The organism is Hydrogenophaga sp. RAC07, assembly GCF_001713375.1.
Classification (GTDB): domain Bacteria; phylum Pseudomonadota; class Gammaproteobacteria; order Burkholderiales; family Burkholderiaceae_C; genus Hydrogenophaga.
Window position 1 is genome coordinate 2129054 of record NZ_CP016449.1, and the last position, 13083, is coordinate 2142136.

General features: G+C 65.3%; 12 protein-coding genes, 1 other RNA gene and 1 riboswitch. Of the genes, 8 read left to right on the forward strand and 5 right to left on the reverse strand.

Annotation, left to right across the window (positions count from 1 at the left end; translation table 11 throughout):
- Nucleotides 1–5: 5 nt before the first annotated feature.
- The 4 genes from BSY239_RS09980 to BSY239_RS09995 are packed head-to-tail and all read right to left on the reverse strand — an operon-like array spanning nucleotide 6 to nucleotide 4549.
- The gene (locus BSY239_RS09980; RefSeq protein ID WP_083239906.1) at nucleotides 6–569 is read right to left on the reverse strand and encodes a bifunctional adenosylcobinamide kinase/adenosylcobinamide-phosphate guanylyltransferase; all 564 of its coding nucleotides are present in this window, start codon (nucleotides 567–569) and stop codon (nucleotides 6–8) included.
- Entirely contained in the window at nucleotides 562–1380 is an 819-nt protein-coding gene (locus tag BSY239_RS09985; RefSeq protein ID WP_069046722.1) for a cobalamin-binding protein, read from the reverse strand. The genes BSY239_RS09980 and BSY239_RS09985 overlap by 8 nt, the downstream gene beginning before the upstream one ends.
- Nucleotides 1377–2720 (reverse strand): cobyrinate a,c-diamide synthase, encoded by a 1344-nt coding sequence (locus tag BSY239_RS09990; RefSeq protein ID WP_069046723.1) that lies wholly within the window; start codon nucleotides 2718–2720, stop codon nucleotides 1377–1379. The genes BSY239_RS09985 and BSY239_RS09990 overlap by 4 nt, the downstream gene beginning before the upstream one ends.
- Nucleotides 2717–4549, reverse strand: coding sequence for a TonB-dependent receptor domain-containing protein (locus BSY239_RS09995; RefSeq protein WP_083239907.1), 1833 nt, complete (start codon nucleotides 4547–4549; stop codon nucleotides 2717–2719). The genes BSY239_RS09990 and BSY239_RS09995 overlap by 4 nt, the downstream gene beginning before the upstream one ends.
- Before the next feature lie 79 nt (nucleotides 4550–4628).
- Nucleotides 4629–4877, reverse strand: a riboswitch (cobalamin riboswitch).
- A 51-nt stretch (nucleotides 4878–4928) separates the two neighbouring features.
- Here BSY239_RS09995 and BSY239_RS10000 point away from each other — a divergent pair.
- The 4 genes from BSY239_RS10000 to BSY239_RS10015 all read left to right on the forward strand — a co-directional run bounded on the left by BSY239_RS10000 (nucleotide 4929) and on the right by BSY239_RS10015 (nucleotide 6660).
- Complete coding sequence (locus BSY239_RS10000) at nucleotides 4929–5177, forward strand: DUF904 domain-containing protein (protein ID WP_069046724.1); 249 nt, start codon at nucleotides 4929–4931, stop codon at nucleotides 5175–5177.
- A 35-nt stretch (nucleotides 5178–5212) separates the two neighbouring features.
- Nucleotides 5213–5572 carry a cell division protein ZapA gene (locus BSY239_RS10005; protein WP_069048904.1) on the forward strand — a complete coding sequence of 120 codons (360 nt, stop codon included), beginning with the start codon at nucleotides 5213–5215 and terminating at the stop codon, nucleotides 5570–5572.
- 90 nt (nucleotides 5573–5662) lie between these two features.
- Nucleotides 5663–5842: non-coding RNA, 6S RNA (ssrS, locus tag BSY239_RS10010), on the forward strand.
- 2 nt (nucleotides 5843–5844) lie between these two features.
- Complete coding sequence (locus tag BSY239_RS10015) at nucleotides 5845–6660, forward strand: sulfite exporter TauE/SafE family protein (protein ID WP_069046725.1); 816 nt, start codon at nucleotides 5845–5847, stop codon at nucleotides 6658–6660.
- A 71-nt stretch (nucleotides 6661–6731) separates the two neighbouring features.
- Here BSY239_RS10015 and rraA read toward each other — a convergent pair whose 3' ends face one another.
- A complete protein-coding gene (rraA, locus tag BSY239_RS10020; RefSeq protein WP_069046726.1) occupies nucleotides 6732–7235 on the reverse strand; it encodes a ribonuclease E activity regulator RraA in 504 nt (167 codons plus the stop codon).
- A gap of 269 nt (nucleotides 7236–7504) precedes the next feature.
- Here rraA and BSY239_RS10025 point away from each other — a divergent pair, with 269 nt between their 5' ends.
- The 4 genes from BSY239_RS10025 (at nucleotide 7505) to BSY239_RS10040 (ending at nucleotide 13081) form a co-directional block, all read left to right on the forward strand.
- Nucleotides 7505–7987 (forward strand): SWIB/MDM2 domain-containing protein, encoded by a 483-nt coding sequence (locus BSY239_RS10025; protein ID WP_069046727.1) that lies wholly within the window; start codon nucleotides 7505–7507, stop codon nucleotides 7985–7987.
- Between the two features lie 138 nt (nucleotides 7988–8125).
- A complete protein-coding gene (locus BSY239_RS10030; protein ID WP_069046728.1) occupies nucleotides 8126–9955 on the forward strand; it encodes an adenylate/guanylate cyclase domain-containing protein in 1830 nt (609 codons plus the stop codon).
- A 16-nt stretch (nucleotides 9956–9971) separates the two neighbouring features.
- Nucleotides 9972–11087 (forward strand): phosphatase PAP2 family protein, encoded by a 1116-nt coding sequence (locus BSY239_RS10035; protein WP_156775449.1) that lies wholly within the window; start codon nucleotides 9972–9974, stop codon nucleotides 11085–11087.
- A 62-nt stretch (nucleotides 11088–11149) separates the two neighbouring features.
- Entirely contained in the window at nucleotides 11150–13081 is a 1932-nt protein-coding gene (locus BSY239_RS10040; RefSeq protein ID WP_069046730.1) for a S8 family serine peptidase, read from the forward strand.
- Nucleotides 13082–13083 lie beyond the last annotated feature (2 nt).

Here is a 13083-nt window from a genome sequence, read left to right on the forward strand (position 1 = left end):
GTGTTTCACCCGGGTTCCTTCAATGTCAGCGGCAGGCCGGCGGCCATCAAGGTGACACGCAAACAGACCGCCGCCACCGCCTGGTTCAGACCCCCCAGCGCATCCACAAAGGAACGCACTTCGCGCCCCATCGGAATCACACCCAGGCCGATTTCATTGCCCACCAGCACCACCGGGCCCTTGGCCTGTTCGATGGCGCGGCACAGTTCCCTGATCGGCAGCTCCGCGTCCAGCGGCGCACCTTGCGCGGGCATCAACAGGTTGGTCAGCCACAGCGTGAGGCAGTCCACCACCACCAGGGTGTGGGGCGCGCTGTGCCGCTGCAGCACCTCGGCGAGAGCCAGAGGTTCTTCCAACGTGACCATGCCGGGCACACGCACCATGCGATCGCGCTGGTGCCTGGCGATGCGCTCGCGCATCTCGTCGTCCCAGGCCTGTCCGGTGGCGATCAGCAACGCGCGGTGCGCCACGGTGGCGTCCAACCACTGTTTGGCGATCATCTCGGCGCGGCGCGACTTGCCGCTTTTCTGGCCACCGAGGATGAATTCGCTGCGCGCGATCTCAACCATGCTCGTGCATCCAGTCAGACACGATGCGGTGCATCCGGGCCACCCCGTCGGTGAGTGCCGCCGGACCCGGCTGCAGGATGTCGGCCGACTTGATCTCGAACAACTGCCCGGTCTTCACGGCGGCCACGTCCTGCCAGCCGGCGCGCGCGGCCACCTTCTCGGGCCGGAACTTCTTGCCGCACCACGAGCCGATGATGATGTCGGGGTTGCGGCGCACGATCTCGGCACCGTCGGCAATGATGCGGTGCTTGCCCAGCGACTGCGTGGCCAGCTCGGGAAAACAGTCGTCGCCGCCAGCGATGCCCAGCAGCTCCGACACCCAGCGGATGCCGCTGATGTGCGGCTCGTCCCATTCTTCAAAGAACACACGCGGGCGGCGCTTGCCCTGCGCCTGCAATGACTCCACCGATTGGCGAATGCCGTCCAGCCGCACCCGGTTGGCCTCGATCCACGCCAGGCCGGCATCAGCGCAACCCACCATGGCCGCCACCTGGAACAGCATGGAATGGATCTCGTCCACGCTGCGCTGGTTGAACACCGTCACCTGCACGCCGGCACGGATCAGCAGCGCCGCGATGTCGGCCTGCAGATCCGAAAAACCGAACACGCAGTCCGGCTGCAGCGCCAGGATCTTGTCGATCTTCGCGCTGAGGAAGGCACTGACCTTGGGTTTTTCTTCGCGCGCCCGGCGCGGGCGCACCGTGTAGCCCGAGATGCCGACGATGCGGCTCTCCTGCCCCAGCAGGTAAAGCCACTCGGTGGTCTCTTCGGTGAGGCAGACGATGCGCTGCGGGCCGAGGGTGTTGGTCAATCGGTGCCTCCTGGCAGGAACAGCGACGCTGTGGCCGCCGGGCTGGATGCAAACCAGGCGTGGAAGTACGTCGCCTGCACGGAACCCAGACGGTACATCGCTTCGCCCGCGCCGCTGGCACCGCCGCGCGCGGGCTCGGTGCGCCGCACCGGCTCCAGGCTGGACTCGCACCGCGAGTAATGAAACGTGTGGCCGCGCAGTTCGCCGGCGGGGAGCGTGAGCCGCTGCGGCCCGAGCGCGGCCAGGCGCTTCTGCATGGCCACGGTCCCTGGCAGCAAGCCCCACATCGCATGGGTCTCGCCCTCGAGCGTCACCAAGGTGTCGAACAACAGCATCATGCCGCCGCACTCCGCCCACAAGGGCCGACCCGCCTTCACATGCGCGCTCAGGCCGGCTCGGCAGGCGGTGCCCGAGGACAGCGTGGTCGCGTGCAATTCGGGATAGCCACCGGGCAACCACACCGCATCGCACGGCGGCAGCGGATCGTCGGCCAGCGGCGAGAAAAAGACCAGCTCGGCACCCAGACCACGCAGCACGTCAAGGTTGGCCGGGTAAACGAAGCAGAAGGCGGCGTCTTTTGCCACCGCGATGGTCTTGCCCGACAGCGAAGGTGTTTGCGCGGGCGGCACCGAAGGTGACGCAAAAGACACCGACCACTGCGCCAGCGCCGCAGTGTCCATACGCCCCAGGGGCGTGCCCGCGAGGGCATCGGCCGCTGCGTCCAGCCGTGCCAACGCATCAGGGATTTCAGACGCCACGGTAAGTCCAAGGTGCCGTTCGGGCAGCGAGAACGCAGCATCGCGCATGACCGCACCCAGAAAGAACGAGTCCGTTCGCGTGCCGTCACCCACCAGCGCGTCCTGCAGCATCTGCGCATGGCGCGCACTGGCCACCCGGTTGGCCAGCACCCCGGCCCAGGGCAAGCCGGGACGGAAATGCTGCAATCCAAACGCCAGTGCACCGAAGGTGCCCGCCATGGCCGAAGCATCGATCACCGCCAGCACCGGCAAACCAAAGCACTGCGCGAGGTCGGCAGCGCTGGGCTCTCCGTCGAACAAGCCCATCACGCCTTCAACAACGATTAGGTCGGACTCCGCCGCAGCGGCATGCAGGCGTGCCCGGGCGTCGTCTTCACCGGTCATCCACAGGTCGAGGTTGTGCACCGGCTGCCCGGTGGCCAGTGCGAGCCAGTGCGGGTCCAGAAAGTCGGGCCCGCACTTGAAAGCCCGCACGCGCCGACCGGCCCGCGCATGCAGGCGCGCCAGCGCCGACGCCACGGTGGTCTTGCCCTGGCCGGAGGCCGGGGCCGCCACCAGGATGGCCGGGCACATCGCGGTCATTTCATCGGCCGCCAGTCCAGCGTGACGTAAGCCGCCCGGCCAGGCTGGTTGTAGCCGCGAGCGGTCTCGTACACCTTGTCGGCCAGGTTGTTCAAGCGCAGGTTGAGCGACCAGTCTTTGGCAACGCGCACACCCGTGTGGAGGTCCAGCGTCGCAAAACCAGGCAGGCGCAAGGTGTTCGCAGCGTTGTCAAAACGGTCGGACTGGGCGAGTAGCGAAGCCCCCCAGGTCCAGGCGCCGACGCGGTGGTCGAGGTTCAGGGTGAGCACCTCATCCGAACGGCGTTGCAGCTTCAGGCCGTTGGTCAGGTTGCGAGCGTCCAGCAGCTCCAGGTTCGCGTTCCACGCCCACGCGCCCACTGAGCCGGTGTAGCCCAGCGACCAGCCTTCCATGCGGGCCCTGGGCACGTTGGTCACCACCGGCTGGGTGGTGATGAAGCCACGCACCCGGTTGTCGAACCGGGTGAGCTTCACCTCGTGCATGCCGCGGCTGTAGGTCAGACCCACCTCACGGTTCTTGCCGCGCTCGGGTTGGGTGCTCGGGTTGCCGTTGAACGTGGGAGACACCCAGTACAGCGTGTTGAACGACGGCATCTTGAACGAAGTGCCATAAGCGATGTGCGGGCGCCACTGCGGCGTGATCTGGTAACCATAGCTGGCGAAGCCGGTGGTGGCGCCACCGAACTGCGAGTTGCTGTCGCGCCGCAGGTTGGCCTGCCACAGGTGTTGGCCGCCCTGGCCCTGCACCCCGACGAAGCCGGCGTTGGTGGTGCGGCTGTTCACAGAGTAGGTCTGCGTGCCAGACACCGCCTCCTTGATCGACTCCAGGCCCACGATCACGTTGCCAACGACAGTGTCCCAGTCGTGCTGCAGGGTGGCCTGGGTCTGCGCCGTGTTGAAGCGCGAGGTCGAGGTCGATGTCAGGCTGGTGGCGTTGTCGTCGCTGCGTGCCAGCTTGAACTTCGTGCGCGAATCGGCCGACCAATGGCGCTCCAGCCCCCAGGCGGCCACGCGGGTGGTCACGTCGGTGCGAACCTCGAACGGGTTGAGCCCCTGGTCATACTCGGTGGTGCCGTCGGCCTGGGTGAACTGCAGGTCGGTCGACCAGCCCGGCGCCAGCGTCCAACGCATCGAAGCCGAAACACTGTCCTGATCGAAGCCGTCGTCGTCGGGGTTGTGCCCGTTCGAAGCAACTTTCGGATTGGTCGCCGAAAACCCGGTCTCACGCAGCGTGCTGGCGTTGAGCGAGTATGTGAAGCTGTCGGTGCCACCACTCAGGCCGGCAGATGCGGCGCGGTGGCCGTAGCTGCCCAGCGTCACGCTGGCGCCGGGGTGAAATCCTTTGGTGCCACGTTTGGTGAAGATCTGCACCACGCCACCCACCGCATCGCTGCCGTAGAGCGCAGAGGCCGGTCCCTTGAGGACCTCGATGCGGTCGATGATGCCCAGCGGGATGTTGTCCAGGCTGGCCGAGCCAGCGGTTGAGGAACCGTAACGAACGCCGTCAACCAGCAGCAGCACGTGGCGCGTTTCGGTCCCCCGCACAAACAGACCGGACTGTTTGCCCAGGCCGCCGTTGGCCGACATCTGCAAGCCGGCGTTGCGTGAGAGCACTTCGGAGAGCGAACGGCCAGCCGATCGCTTAAGAACCTCGGCTTCGATCACCACGACGTCGCTGAGCACGGCATCGGTGCGTGTTTCGACGCGGGTTGCCGTCACCACGGTTTCTTTCAGCAGCGCGTAGGTGTCGGTTTGGGCGTGCGAGGGCAAAGCTGCCAGAACGGCCAGCGGCAGCGCGGCCAGAGGCGCGCGCAGTTTTTGGATTTTCATGATGAAGAAACAAGAGACAAAGCCCTCACCGCCTTCCCCGACGGTGCCTGAGCGTCACGGCAACGCGCCTGTCGCCAGACGCACCACCACCTTGTTGGCCGGTATCCGGGCTGACAGAACAACCTTCATCGCCTTCCCAGTCGACACGGTGTGTCGTCCAGTGGCTGCGTGATGAAAGCGGAGTGGCCCGATCTGCGTCGGGTCTCTCGTCTGCTTACCGTTGCGGGGGCAGCGCAGGTTAGGTTCGCCCTTGTGGACTCGCCCTCCTGCTTCCCGTTGAACTGCGGCATGTGAACCACACCGCGAGCACCAACAAGCGGCATTCTAAGCCGCACCCGCCTGGGCCAACCCTACAATGTGAAAACTGCGAGTCCCCACCATGGCCGATCCCAAGCACCTTGACCAGATCACCGAACGTGTCGAACGCCTGCTGTTGCGACACGAAGAACTGCAGCGCACCAATGCCCTGCTGGTCGAGCAGGTGCACTCGTTGCAGGCCGAGCGCGATTCGCTCAAATCCCGACTGATGGCAGCGCGCGCCCGCATCGATGCACTGCTCGAACGCCTGGCCCCCAGCCCGGTCGACACGGCCCGGTCGCCGTCCGACATCCACAAGGACCACACGTGAACAAGCCCGGCAGCAAACAGATCGAGGTTCAGATCATGGGCCAGAGCTACCTGCTCTCGTGCCCACCCGGTGGCGAGTCGTCCTTGCTCGACGCGGTGGAGCGTGTGGACACGGCCATGTGCCGCATCCGCGACGCGGGCAAGGTGAAAGCGCGCGACCGCATCGCGGTGCTGGCGTCACTCAACCTGGCATTTGAACTCTCGCAGAAAGAAGCCGAACGACTCGAAGCCGAGAGCTTCCAGGCATCGTCGTTCGGCCAGGCTGACAACAGCGCGTTTGCCGAAGCCGGTGGCGCGTTTGATCACGATCCGCTGGACCCGCACACGCAAGCGCGCGTGGACGAACTCATGCGTCGGCTCGACCAGACACTCGACAAGGACGGTCGTCTGATTTGACCCTGTCGCGTGTGCTTTGGCACCGTCCGTCACTGCGGCTTCTTTTCTTTCCCCCCAGCCCGCGCAGGCCATGCGCAGCACCTACAATTTGCTCGTCTGCAGTGCGCGCCGGGCTTTATATTTCCTTGAACCAATGCTCATAGAGCCCGGGCTTGGTACATTGCGTGGCTGGCGTGAGCGTCTCGCGTCAGACGATCCCGAAGCCACGCTGCCCTTGCCCACCTGAACCCCGGTTCAGGATGCCGGTCCGGCGGCACTTGCAGACACCTTTCATGCCTCTAGATCCCCTGTTGATTCTTGAATTGGCCGCGCTCGGCCTGGGTACCGGCTTCCTCGCCGGCTTGTTGGGAATCGGAGGCGGCATGCTCATGGTGCCCTTCATCACCTTCATCCTCTCGACCCGGGGTGTGGAGGCGGACCTCGCGGTCAAGATGGCCATCGCCACCTCCATGGCCACCATCATCTTCACGTCCATCTCCAGCGTGCGCGCCCACCACAAACGCGGCGCCGTGCGATGGGACATCGTCAAAGGCCTGGCCCCCGGTATCGTGCTGGGCTCCATGATTGCCAGCCTGGGCGTGTTTGCCTTGCTCAAAGGCAGTTGGCTCGCGTTCTTCTTCGCCGGCTTCGTGAGCTTCTCGGCCACGCAGATGCTGCTCGACAAGAAACCCAAGCCCACGCGCACCATTCCGGGCACGCCGGGCTTGCTTGGTGCGGGCGGCGTCATCGGTTTTCTCTCGGGCCTGGTCGGCGCAGGTGGCGGCTTCGTGAGCGTGCCCTTCATGACCTGGTGCAACGTCGCCATCCACAACGCCGTGGCCACCAGCGCAGCGCTGGGTTTTCCGATTGCGCTGGCCAACGCGGTGGGCTACATCGTGGCCGGCCAGAACGTGCAGAACCTGCCCGCCGGCGCGGTGGGCTACATCTACCTGCCAGCGCTGGTGGTGATCGCCTGCGTGAGCGTGCTCATGGCACCACTGGGTGTGAAGGCAGCGCACGCGCTGCCGGTGAAATCGCTCAAGCGCGTGTTCGCCGGCCTGCTCTACATGCTGGCGGCGTACATGCTCCACAAAGGCATCACGGCCTAACCACCAAGCGGCGCGGGTCGCTGATCCCAAGGGGGCTGGCCTTGCCTGGGGCGGCCCAGCGAAGCGACCGCCTAGTTGAGCGCTCGGTCGGCGACCACGATGCCGTCTTCATCGGCATAGAGCCAGTCGCCCGGCCTCACCCACACACCCTGGATCTGCACCGCCACATCGCGCTGGCCTTCGTTGCGTTTCTCGGTGGGCAGCGGCATGGAGGCCAGCGCGCGGATGCCGGTGTTGCTTGCGGCCAGTTCGGCCACATCGCGCACACAACCATCGATCACCACACCGGCCCAGCCGTTGCGCGCAGCAGCTGCAGCCAGATTGCCGCCGAGCAGTGCGCGGCGCAGCGAGCCACCACCGTCCACCACGAGTACTCGACCCTCGCCCGCGCTGTCCACCGCAGCCTTCACCAGCGAGTTGTCTTCAAAACATTTGACGGTGACCACCGACCCACAAAACCGCTGCACCGCACCGAAGTCGCGGAACACCGGCGGCAGCACACGAAACGCGCCGGAGCTGTCGTTCTTGTGAACGTCGCACAGATCGCAGGTGGCAAAAGCAGGTGTGTCGGTCATGGTGTGTCCTCTGAAAAGTGGTTCGCGCGCAATGAGCAAGGCTGCGCCGCATTGGAGCAGATGCGCCCGCAAGCCCCGCCGCGCTTGGCTTCGGGCGCATCGAAGTGTTGTTTTCCCCGCCAAAAAGCCGCGTTCCCCCTCTCAAAACGGAGAAAAAACCGCGTTGCCCACCTTGGATTGCACAGGCATCTCCATTAGCATCCGAGACACCAGTGTGAAAGCGCGTTTTCCACTGGGAAGTCAGTCAACTTCTAGAAGGAAATTCAACCATGGCAACTGCGAAGAAAGCTCCCGCTAAAAAAGCGGCTCCGGCCAAGAAGGCTGCTGCTCCGGCAAAGAAGGCCGCTCCGGCCAAGAAAGCCGCGGCACCTGCCAAGAAGGCTGCGCCTGCGAAGAAAGCGGCTCCTGCGAAGAAAGCTGCTCCGGCCAAAAAAGCCGCTCCAGCCAAAAAGGCTGCTCCCGCCAAGAAGGTCGCCGCCAAGAAAGCCGCCCCAGCCAAGAAGCGCACGCCCAACGCCGCGTTCATGAAAGCGCTGACCCCCAGCGCCGCTCTGGCCGCCATCGTGGGTGCCAGCCCCCTGCCGCGCACCGAAGTCACCAAGAAGATCTGGGACTACATCAAGAAGAACAAGCTGCAGGACTCGGTCAACCGTCGCATGATCAATGCCGACGCCAAGCTCAAGGAAATCTTCAAGAAGGCCCAGGCCTCCATGTTCGAGATGACCAAGCTGGTCAACGACCACCTGAAGTGATCCGGGCCCTCGCACCCCATCGGGTGTGACCGCCAGCAAAGCCGACGCGAGTCGGCTTTGCTGTTTTTGGCTATCGCACTGACGGCATCCAGGGTCAGTTGTGAGAAACTGCAACGCAACCCGCATACCCCCACCGGCATGAACAGCAGCTCCCAATCCAGCACTCCGGCCCAAGCGGTCAACGGTGCCATGGCGACAGCGCCCGCCCTGCCCCAGCAACTGCACAAGGTGGTGCTGGTGATGGATCTGGTGGAGTCGGTGCGGCTCATGGCCGCCAACGAGGCGGCGGTGGTCAACCAGTGGCGCGGCTTCGTGCACCACGCCACCACCGTGGTGCTGCCCGAATGCAAGGGTCGCATGGTCAAGAGCCTGGGCGACGGCATGCTGGTGGAGTTTGACCAGCCCACCGACGCGGTGCGCGCGGCCCTGACGCTGCACAAGTACTTTGCCCCGCTCAATGACACCTTGCCTGCGAGCCAGCGTCTCTACCTTCGGGCGGGACTCAACGCCACCAATCTGTATGCCGACGAAAACGATGTTTACGGCCACGGGGTGAATCTCGCTGCCCGCGTGGCCGACCTGGCCGCACCGGGCGAGACCATCATCACCGCCAGCGTGTTCGACGGCATCGTGGTCGGCATGGACGCTGAGGTGGAAGACCGTGGTGAAAACTACCTGAAGCACTGGCCCGAGCCGGTTCGCACCTGGGCCATCCATTCGGTCACCGCAGGGTCGTCTGCGCTCCGCGCGCAGGTGCCCGAAGGCACTGCGCTGGACTTCCGCCCGTCCATTGCCGTGGTGCCGTTCGAAACGCGCAGCCACGCGGCCGAGCAGTTCGTCATCGGTGAGTTGATTGCAGACGGGGTCATCGCACAACTCGCCCGCAGTCCTGACCTCCGCGTGATTTCCCGCCTGTCCACCACGGCGTTCCGGGGTCGCACCTCGTCCGCGGGCGAGATCGGTCGGCACCTCGAGGCCACCTTTGTGCTGGGCGGCAGCTACGTGACCTACGGCGACAAGGTCGTGATCATGGCCCAGCTGACCGACAACCGCCGCGAAGAAGTGATCTGGGCCGATCGGCTCACCGGCGACGTGCGCGACCTGATGGAAGTTCAGAGCGCCCTGCTGGATGCCTTGTGCTCGGCCTGCTCCAGGGCGTTGCTGCACGATGTGGTGCAACGCACGCTGGTGCTGCCCTTGCCTCAACTGGACAGCAACGCATTGCTGCTCGGTGGCATCACGCTGATGCACCGCTCCACGCCGAGAGACCTGCAGCGCAGCCACCAGTTGCTGGAGGCGGTGGTGGATCGTCACAAGCGCGTGGCCACACCCTGGGCCTGGCTGGCCAAGTGGCACATCATGCAGGTGGTGCAAGGGCTCTCAAGCGAACCCGCGCGAGACTTTCAACGCGCCATCGACACCGCCGACCGCGCGCTCGATCTGGAGCCCGCCAGCTCCCTGGCCATGGCCATCAAGGGGCATGCGCTCTGCCACCTGGGTGAAGACGTGGATGCATCGCATCGGCTGCTCCAGGAAGCTACGCAGAGCAACCCGAACGATCCGATGGCCTGGCTGTACAACAGCGTGTGGTCAACCATGTGGGGCACACCCGAGGATTCGATGGTGGAAGCCGAGAATGCCCTGCATCTCTCGCCACTGGATCCGCAGAAGTACTATTTCGAAATGATGCTGGCAACGAGCTGTGCAGCCATGGAACAGTGGGAGAGAGCCGTCGAGATTTGTCGCTCATCGCTCTCGAAGAATCGATATCACCTACCGACGATCCGATGCTTGATCGTTGCCCAACTGGAAAGTGGTGGTGTCGCAGCAGCAAAGGAAGCATTTGAACTGATGCGTGCGCTTCAGCCCGATCTGACGATTGCAAAGTACATGGCCGCGGGCGGACACAGCCCACTGCGCAAGCGCGTAGCAAGTGCCCTGACCCAGTTGGGACTTCCCGTTCACTAATAGTCAAGGAGCTGATATGAGTGGTGGCATGAGCGGCGGCATGAGTGGTGGCATGAGCGGTGGCATGAGTGGTGGCATGAGCGGTGGCATGAGCGGTGGCATGAGCGGTGGCATGAGCGGTGGCATGAGCGGGTCCATCGTGTCGGCCGACGCCCTCATCCTGAGCCGTGCCGCCATCGTCGGCCCCTTCGTCGGCGCGAACCTTCATGTCAACGAGCCCGCCTTCGACAAGGCAGTCAACCTGGCCCTGTGGGCCGACGGCCCCCGCGTCGAAGCCTGCTTCTCGGATCTCGTCGAAGGCCTGCTCTTCAGAACACGCAGCGGCCCCAAGGAAGCGATGCTGGAGTTCGCCAACCTGCAGGCCAGCAACATCCAGCGCAAGCCCCTGGTGAAGCTGCGCGCGCCCACCAAGCAGCAGTTCAAGAAGCAGCTCGATCTGACGGCCGCCTACGCCGACCTGCGCGCCGATCGCGCCGCCGAAATCGTGGCGCAAACGGGGCTGCCCGTGGCGTTCTGGTCTTCCGTGGTGGGGCTCACAGCACACCGCCACAAGAAGACCCTGCAGCTCATGGACCTCATGTTCTCGCTGTGTGTGCATGTGGAGATGCGCTTCAAGCACATCTTCGCCAGCCTGCGCCCGGTGGCGATGTCGCCGCAGATCCAGCCCATGATCGAAACACCGGGGCACGGCAGCTGGCCGAGCGGCCACGCCACCGAAGCGTTTGCTTTTGCCGTGTTGCTGGAGGCACTGCTCAACGCAGCGTCGCCCACGAACGGCACGCCCAACGGCACCGAGAGCCGCGAACAGCTGCAGCGACTGGCCGCACGCATTGCCACCAACCGTGTGGTGGCCGGTGTGCATTTTCCGGTGGACAGCGCGGCCGGACGCCTGCTCGGCACGGCACTCGCCGAATTCCTGGTGGCGCGTGCCACCGGCACCAAGGTGCACGAGCGCGGTTTCGACGGCCGCCTGTTCGAAGGCCCCAACGGCGAACCGCTGGACTTCAACCTGCACCAGTCGATGGACCACACCAGCGGCCACGCCTGCACCCGATCGGCCAGTGCCACGGGCGTGGGCAATGCACCTCTGGTGGCCTGGCTGTGGGAGGAAGCGCTCAAGGAGTGGGCATGAGCGCGGCGCCGGGCCGCCCCAAGCAAGCTCGCCCCGCCGTGCGCAGCACGAAGGGACCTCGAATGACCGCGGGTTGGTCCCCGCTGCCCACCGGCGAATTCACCGGCATTCACTGGAGCGCGCCGGGCGCGATTGACGGACAAGACCCTTACCTGGCCTGGGCCGAGGCCGACAGGTTCGCGGGCTACCGCGTGGAACCCCAAGGCAAACCGCCGAAGTGGTTGCCCATCGTCATTGAACTCGCACCGGACGCCAATGTGCCGGCGCTGGTGGACGCCTCGAACGTCAGGTGGCTCCAGATCCCGCGCGTGTACCTCAACCTGCCGGCGCTGCGCTTTTGCACCGCGCATGCGAAACCCAAGTTCTTCAAGAAGCTGCGCACAGACCCGCAGCTGCGCGGCTTGATCCAGCGCTATGAGCTGGGCCTGCCGGTGGGTCACCACACGCAGCCGATCCACGACCCCTGCACGCCGGGATCGGACCCCGTGGTGGCGCCCGATCGGCTCAGCGGCAAGGTGCTGGGTGTGATCGACGGCGGACTCGCGTTTGCCAACCAGGTGTTTCTCAATCCACAAGGCCGCACGCGGGTCCAACACTTCTGGCGCCAGGACGATACCGATGACGGCAACTGGCCGGGCAACGAGCCTCACCACCAGACGCCGCTGGACCCGGCCCGCGCCGGCCCGCGGCCACGCGACATGGGCTATGGCCACGAGCTCTCGGGCGCTGCGATCAACGACGCCATGGCCGAGTACACACACGGAGGACGGTTGGACGAAGACGCGCTCTACCAACACCTCCAGCTCTGGGACCTGAGCAAACCCGTCAACCACGGCACGCACGTGATGAGCCTGGCCTGCGGCAAAGGCAATCAGTTGAACCCGACGGACGACGTGGCCAGCCGCTGCGATCTGATCGCGGTGCAGCTGGATTGGTCCAACGTGCTCGACACCTCGGGCGGCGCCATGAACGTGAGCGTGCTCGACGCACTCATGTACATCCTGGCGCGCTGCACGCCGCAAGCCCAACTGGTGGTGAACATCAGCTGGGGCACGCTGGCCGGCCCACACGACGGCAGCTCCATCCTGGAGGCTGCGATGGACCAACTGATCGATCTGTACGGGGGGCGTCTGCAGGTAACGGTGCCCGCGGGCAACGCCTACCAAAGCCGCACCCACGCCAACGACACGCTCGCACCGGGCGCATCGGTGCCCTTGCACTGGCGCATACAACCTGACGACCACACGCAAAGTTTTTTGGAGATCTGGATACCCTACGGGGCACAGGGTGTGACGATCAGCGTTGCGCCACCGGGCCATGCGCAGGCCCTGCCGCCGCTGCACAAAGGCCAGTCCGGCTTGTGGCTGGGAGCCGATGACCTCCCTGTGTGCGGCCTGATCTTTCCGAACGATTCGGCACTCGGCACGGGCAGCACCTGTGCGCTGCTCGCACTGGCGCCCACCTTCAGCCGCCACGCCAAGGCAGCCACCGCGCCCTTCGGTGCCTGGCAAGTGACGCTCACCAACACCGGCACCGAACCGGTGGTGTTCGACGCTTACGTGGAGCGCGACGACGTGGCGCTGGGCCAGAACACCGGGGCCCGGCAGTCGTACTTTGAAGACGCGTGGTACGACACCAGCGGCAACATCGGCAGCTTCGTGGACCACCCGGACAACCCCACCCCCATCCGCCGCAGCGGCACCTTCAACAGCCTCTCGACCGGGCAGAACACGGTGAGTGTGGGCGGTACCCGCCGACAGGCTTCACCCGGCGGGCACTTTGCGCGCTACTCGCCGCGCAAGCCCGACCCGGACGCGAGCCGCCCGCAACGCGCTGGCGTGAAGAAAGTGCCCGACACGCTGGCGGTGAGCGACGACAACCCGGCGTTGTGGGGTGTGCTGGGCGCCGGCAGTTTGAGTGGCAGCGTGGTGCGGCTGGCGGGCACCAGTTCGGCTGCACCGCAGGAAGCGCGGCGCCTGATCAACAGGCCTTGACT

Bases quoted from the DNA above. Each gene is read 5' to 3' on its own strand.
- BSY239_RS10040 (WP_069046730.1), top strand. From the start codon at position 11,150: ATGACCGCGGGTTGGTCCCCGCTGCCCACCGGCGAATTCACCGGCATT.
- BSY239_RS09990 (WP_069046723.1), bottom strand. From the start codon at position 2,720: ATGACCGCGATGTGCCCGGCCATCCTGGTGGCGGCCCCGGCCTCCGGC.
- BSY239_RS10025 (WP_069046727.1), top strand. From the start codon at position 7,505: ATGGCAACTGCGAAGAAAGCTCCCGCTAAAAAAGCGGCTCCGGCCAAG.
- BSY239_RS09980 (WP_083239906.1), bottom strand. From the start codon at position 569: ATGGTTGAGATCGCGCGCAGCGAATTCATCCTCGGTGGCCAGAAAAGC.
- BSY239_RS10035 (WP_156775449.1), top strand. From the start codon at position 9,972: ATGAGTGGTGGCATGAGCGGCGGCATGAGTGGTGGCATGAGCGGTGGC.
- BSY239_RS09995 (WP_083239907.1), bottom strand. From the start codon at position 4,549: ATGAAAATCCAAAAACTGCGCGCGCCTCTGGCCGCGCTGCCGCTGGCC.
- rraA (WP_069046726.1), bottom strand. From the start codon at position 7,235: ATGACCGACACACCTGCTTTTGCCACCTGCGATCTGTGCGACGTTCAC.
- BSY239_RS10030 (WP_069046728.1), top strand. From the start codon at position 8,126: ATGAACAGCAGCTCCCAATCCAGCACTCCGGCCCAAGCGGTCAACGGT.
- BSY239_RS10015 (WP_069046725.1), top strand. From the start codon at position 5,845: ATGCCTCTAGATCCCCTGTTGATTCTTGAATTGGCCGCGCTCGGCCTG.
- BSY239_RS10005 (WP_069048904.1), top strand. From the start codon at position 5,213: ATGGGCCAGAGCTACCTGCTCTCGTGCCCACCCGGTGGCGAGTCGTCC.
- BSY239_RS10000 (WP_069046724.1), top strand. From the start codon at position 4,929: ATGGCCGATCCCAAGCACCTTGACCAGATCACCGAACGTGTCGAACGC.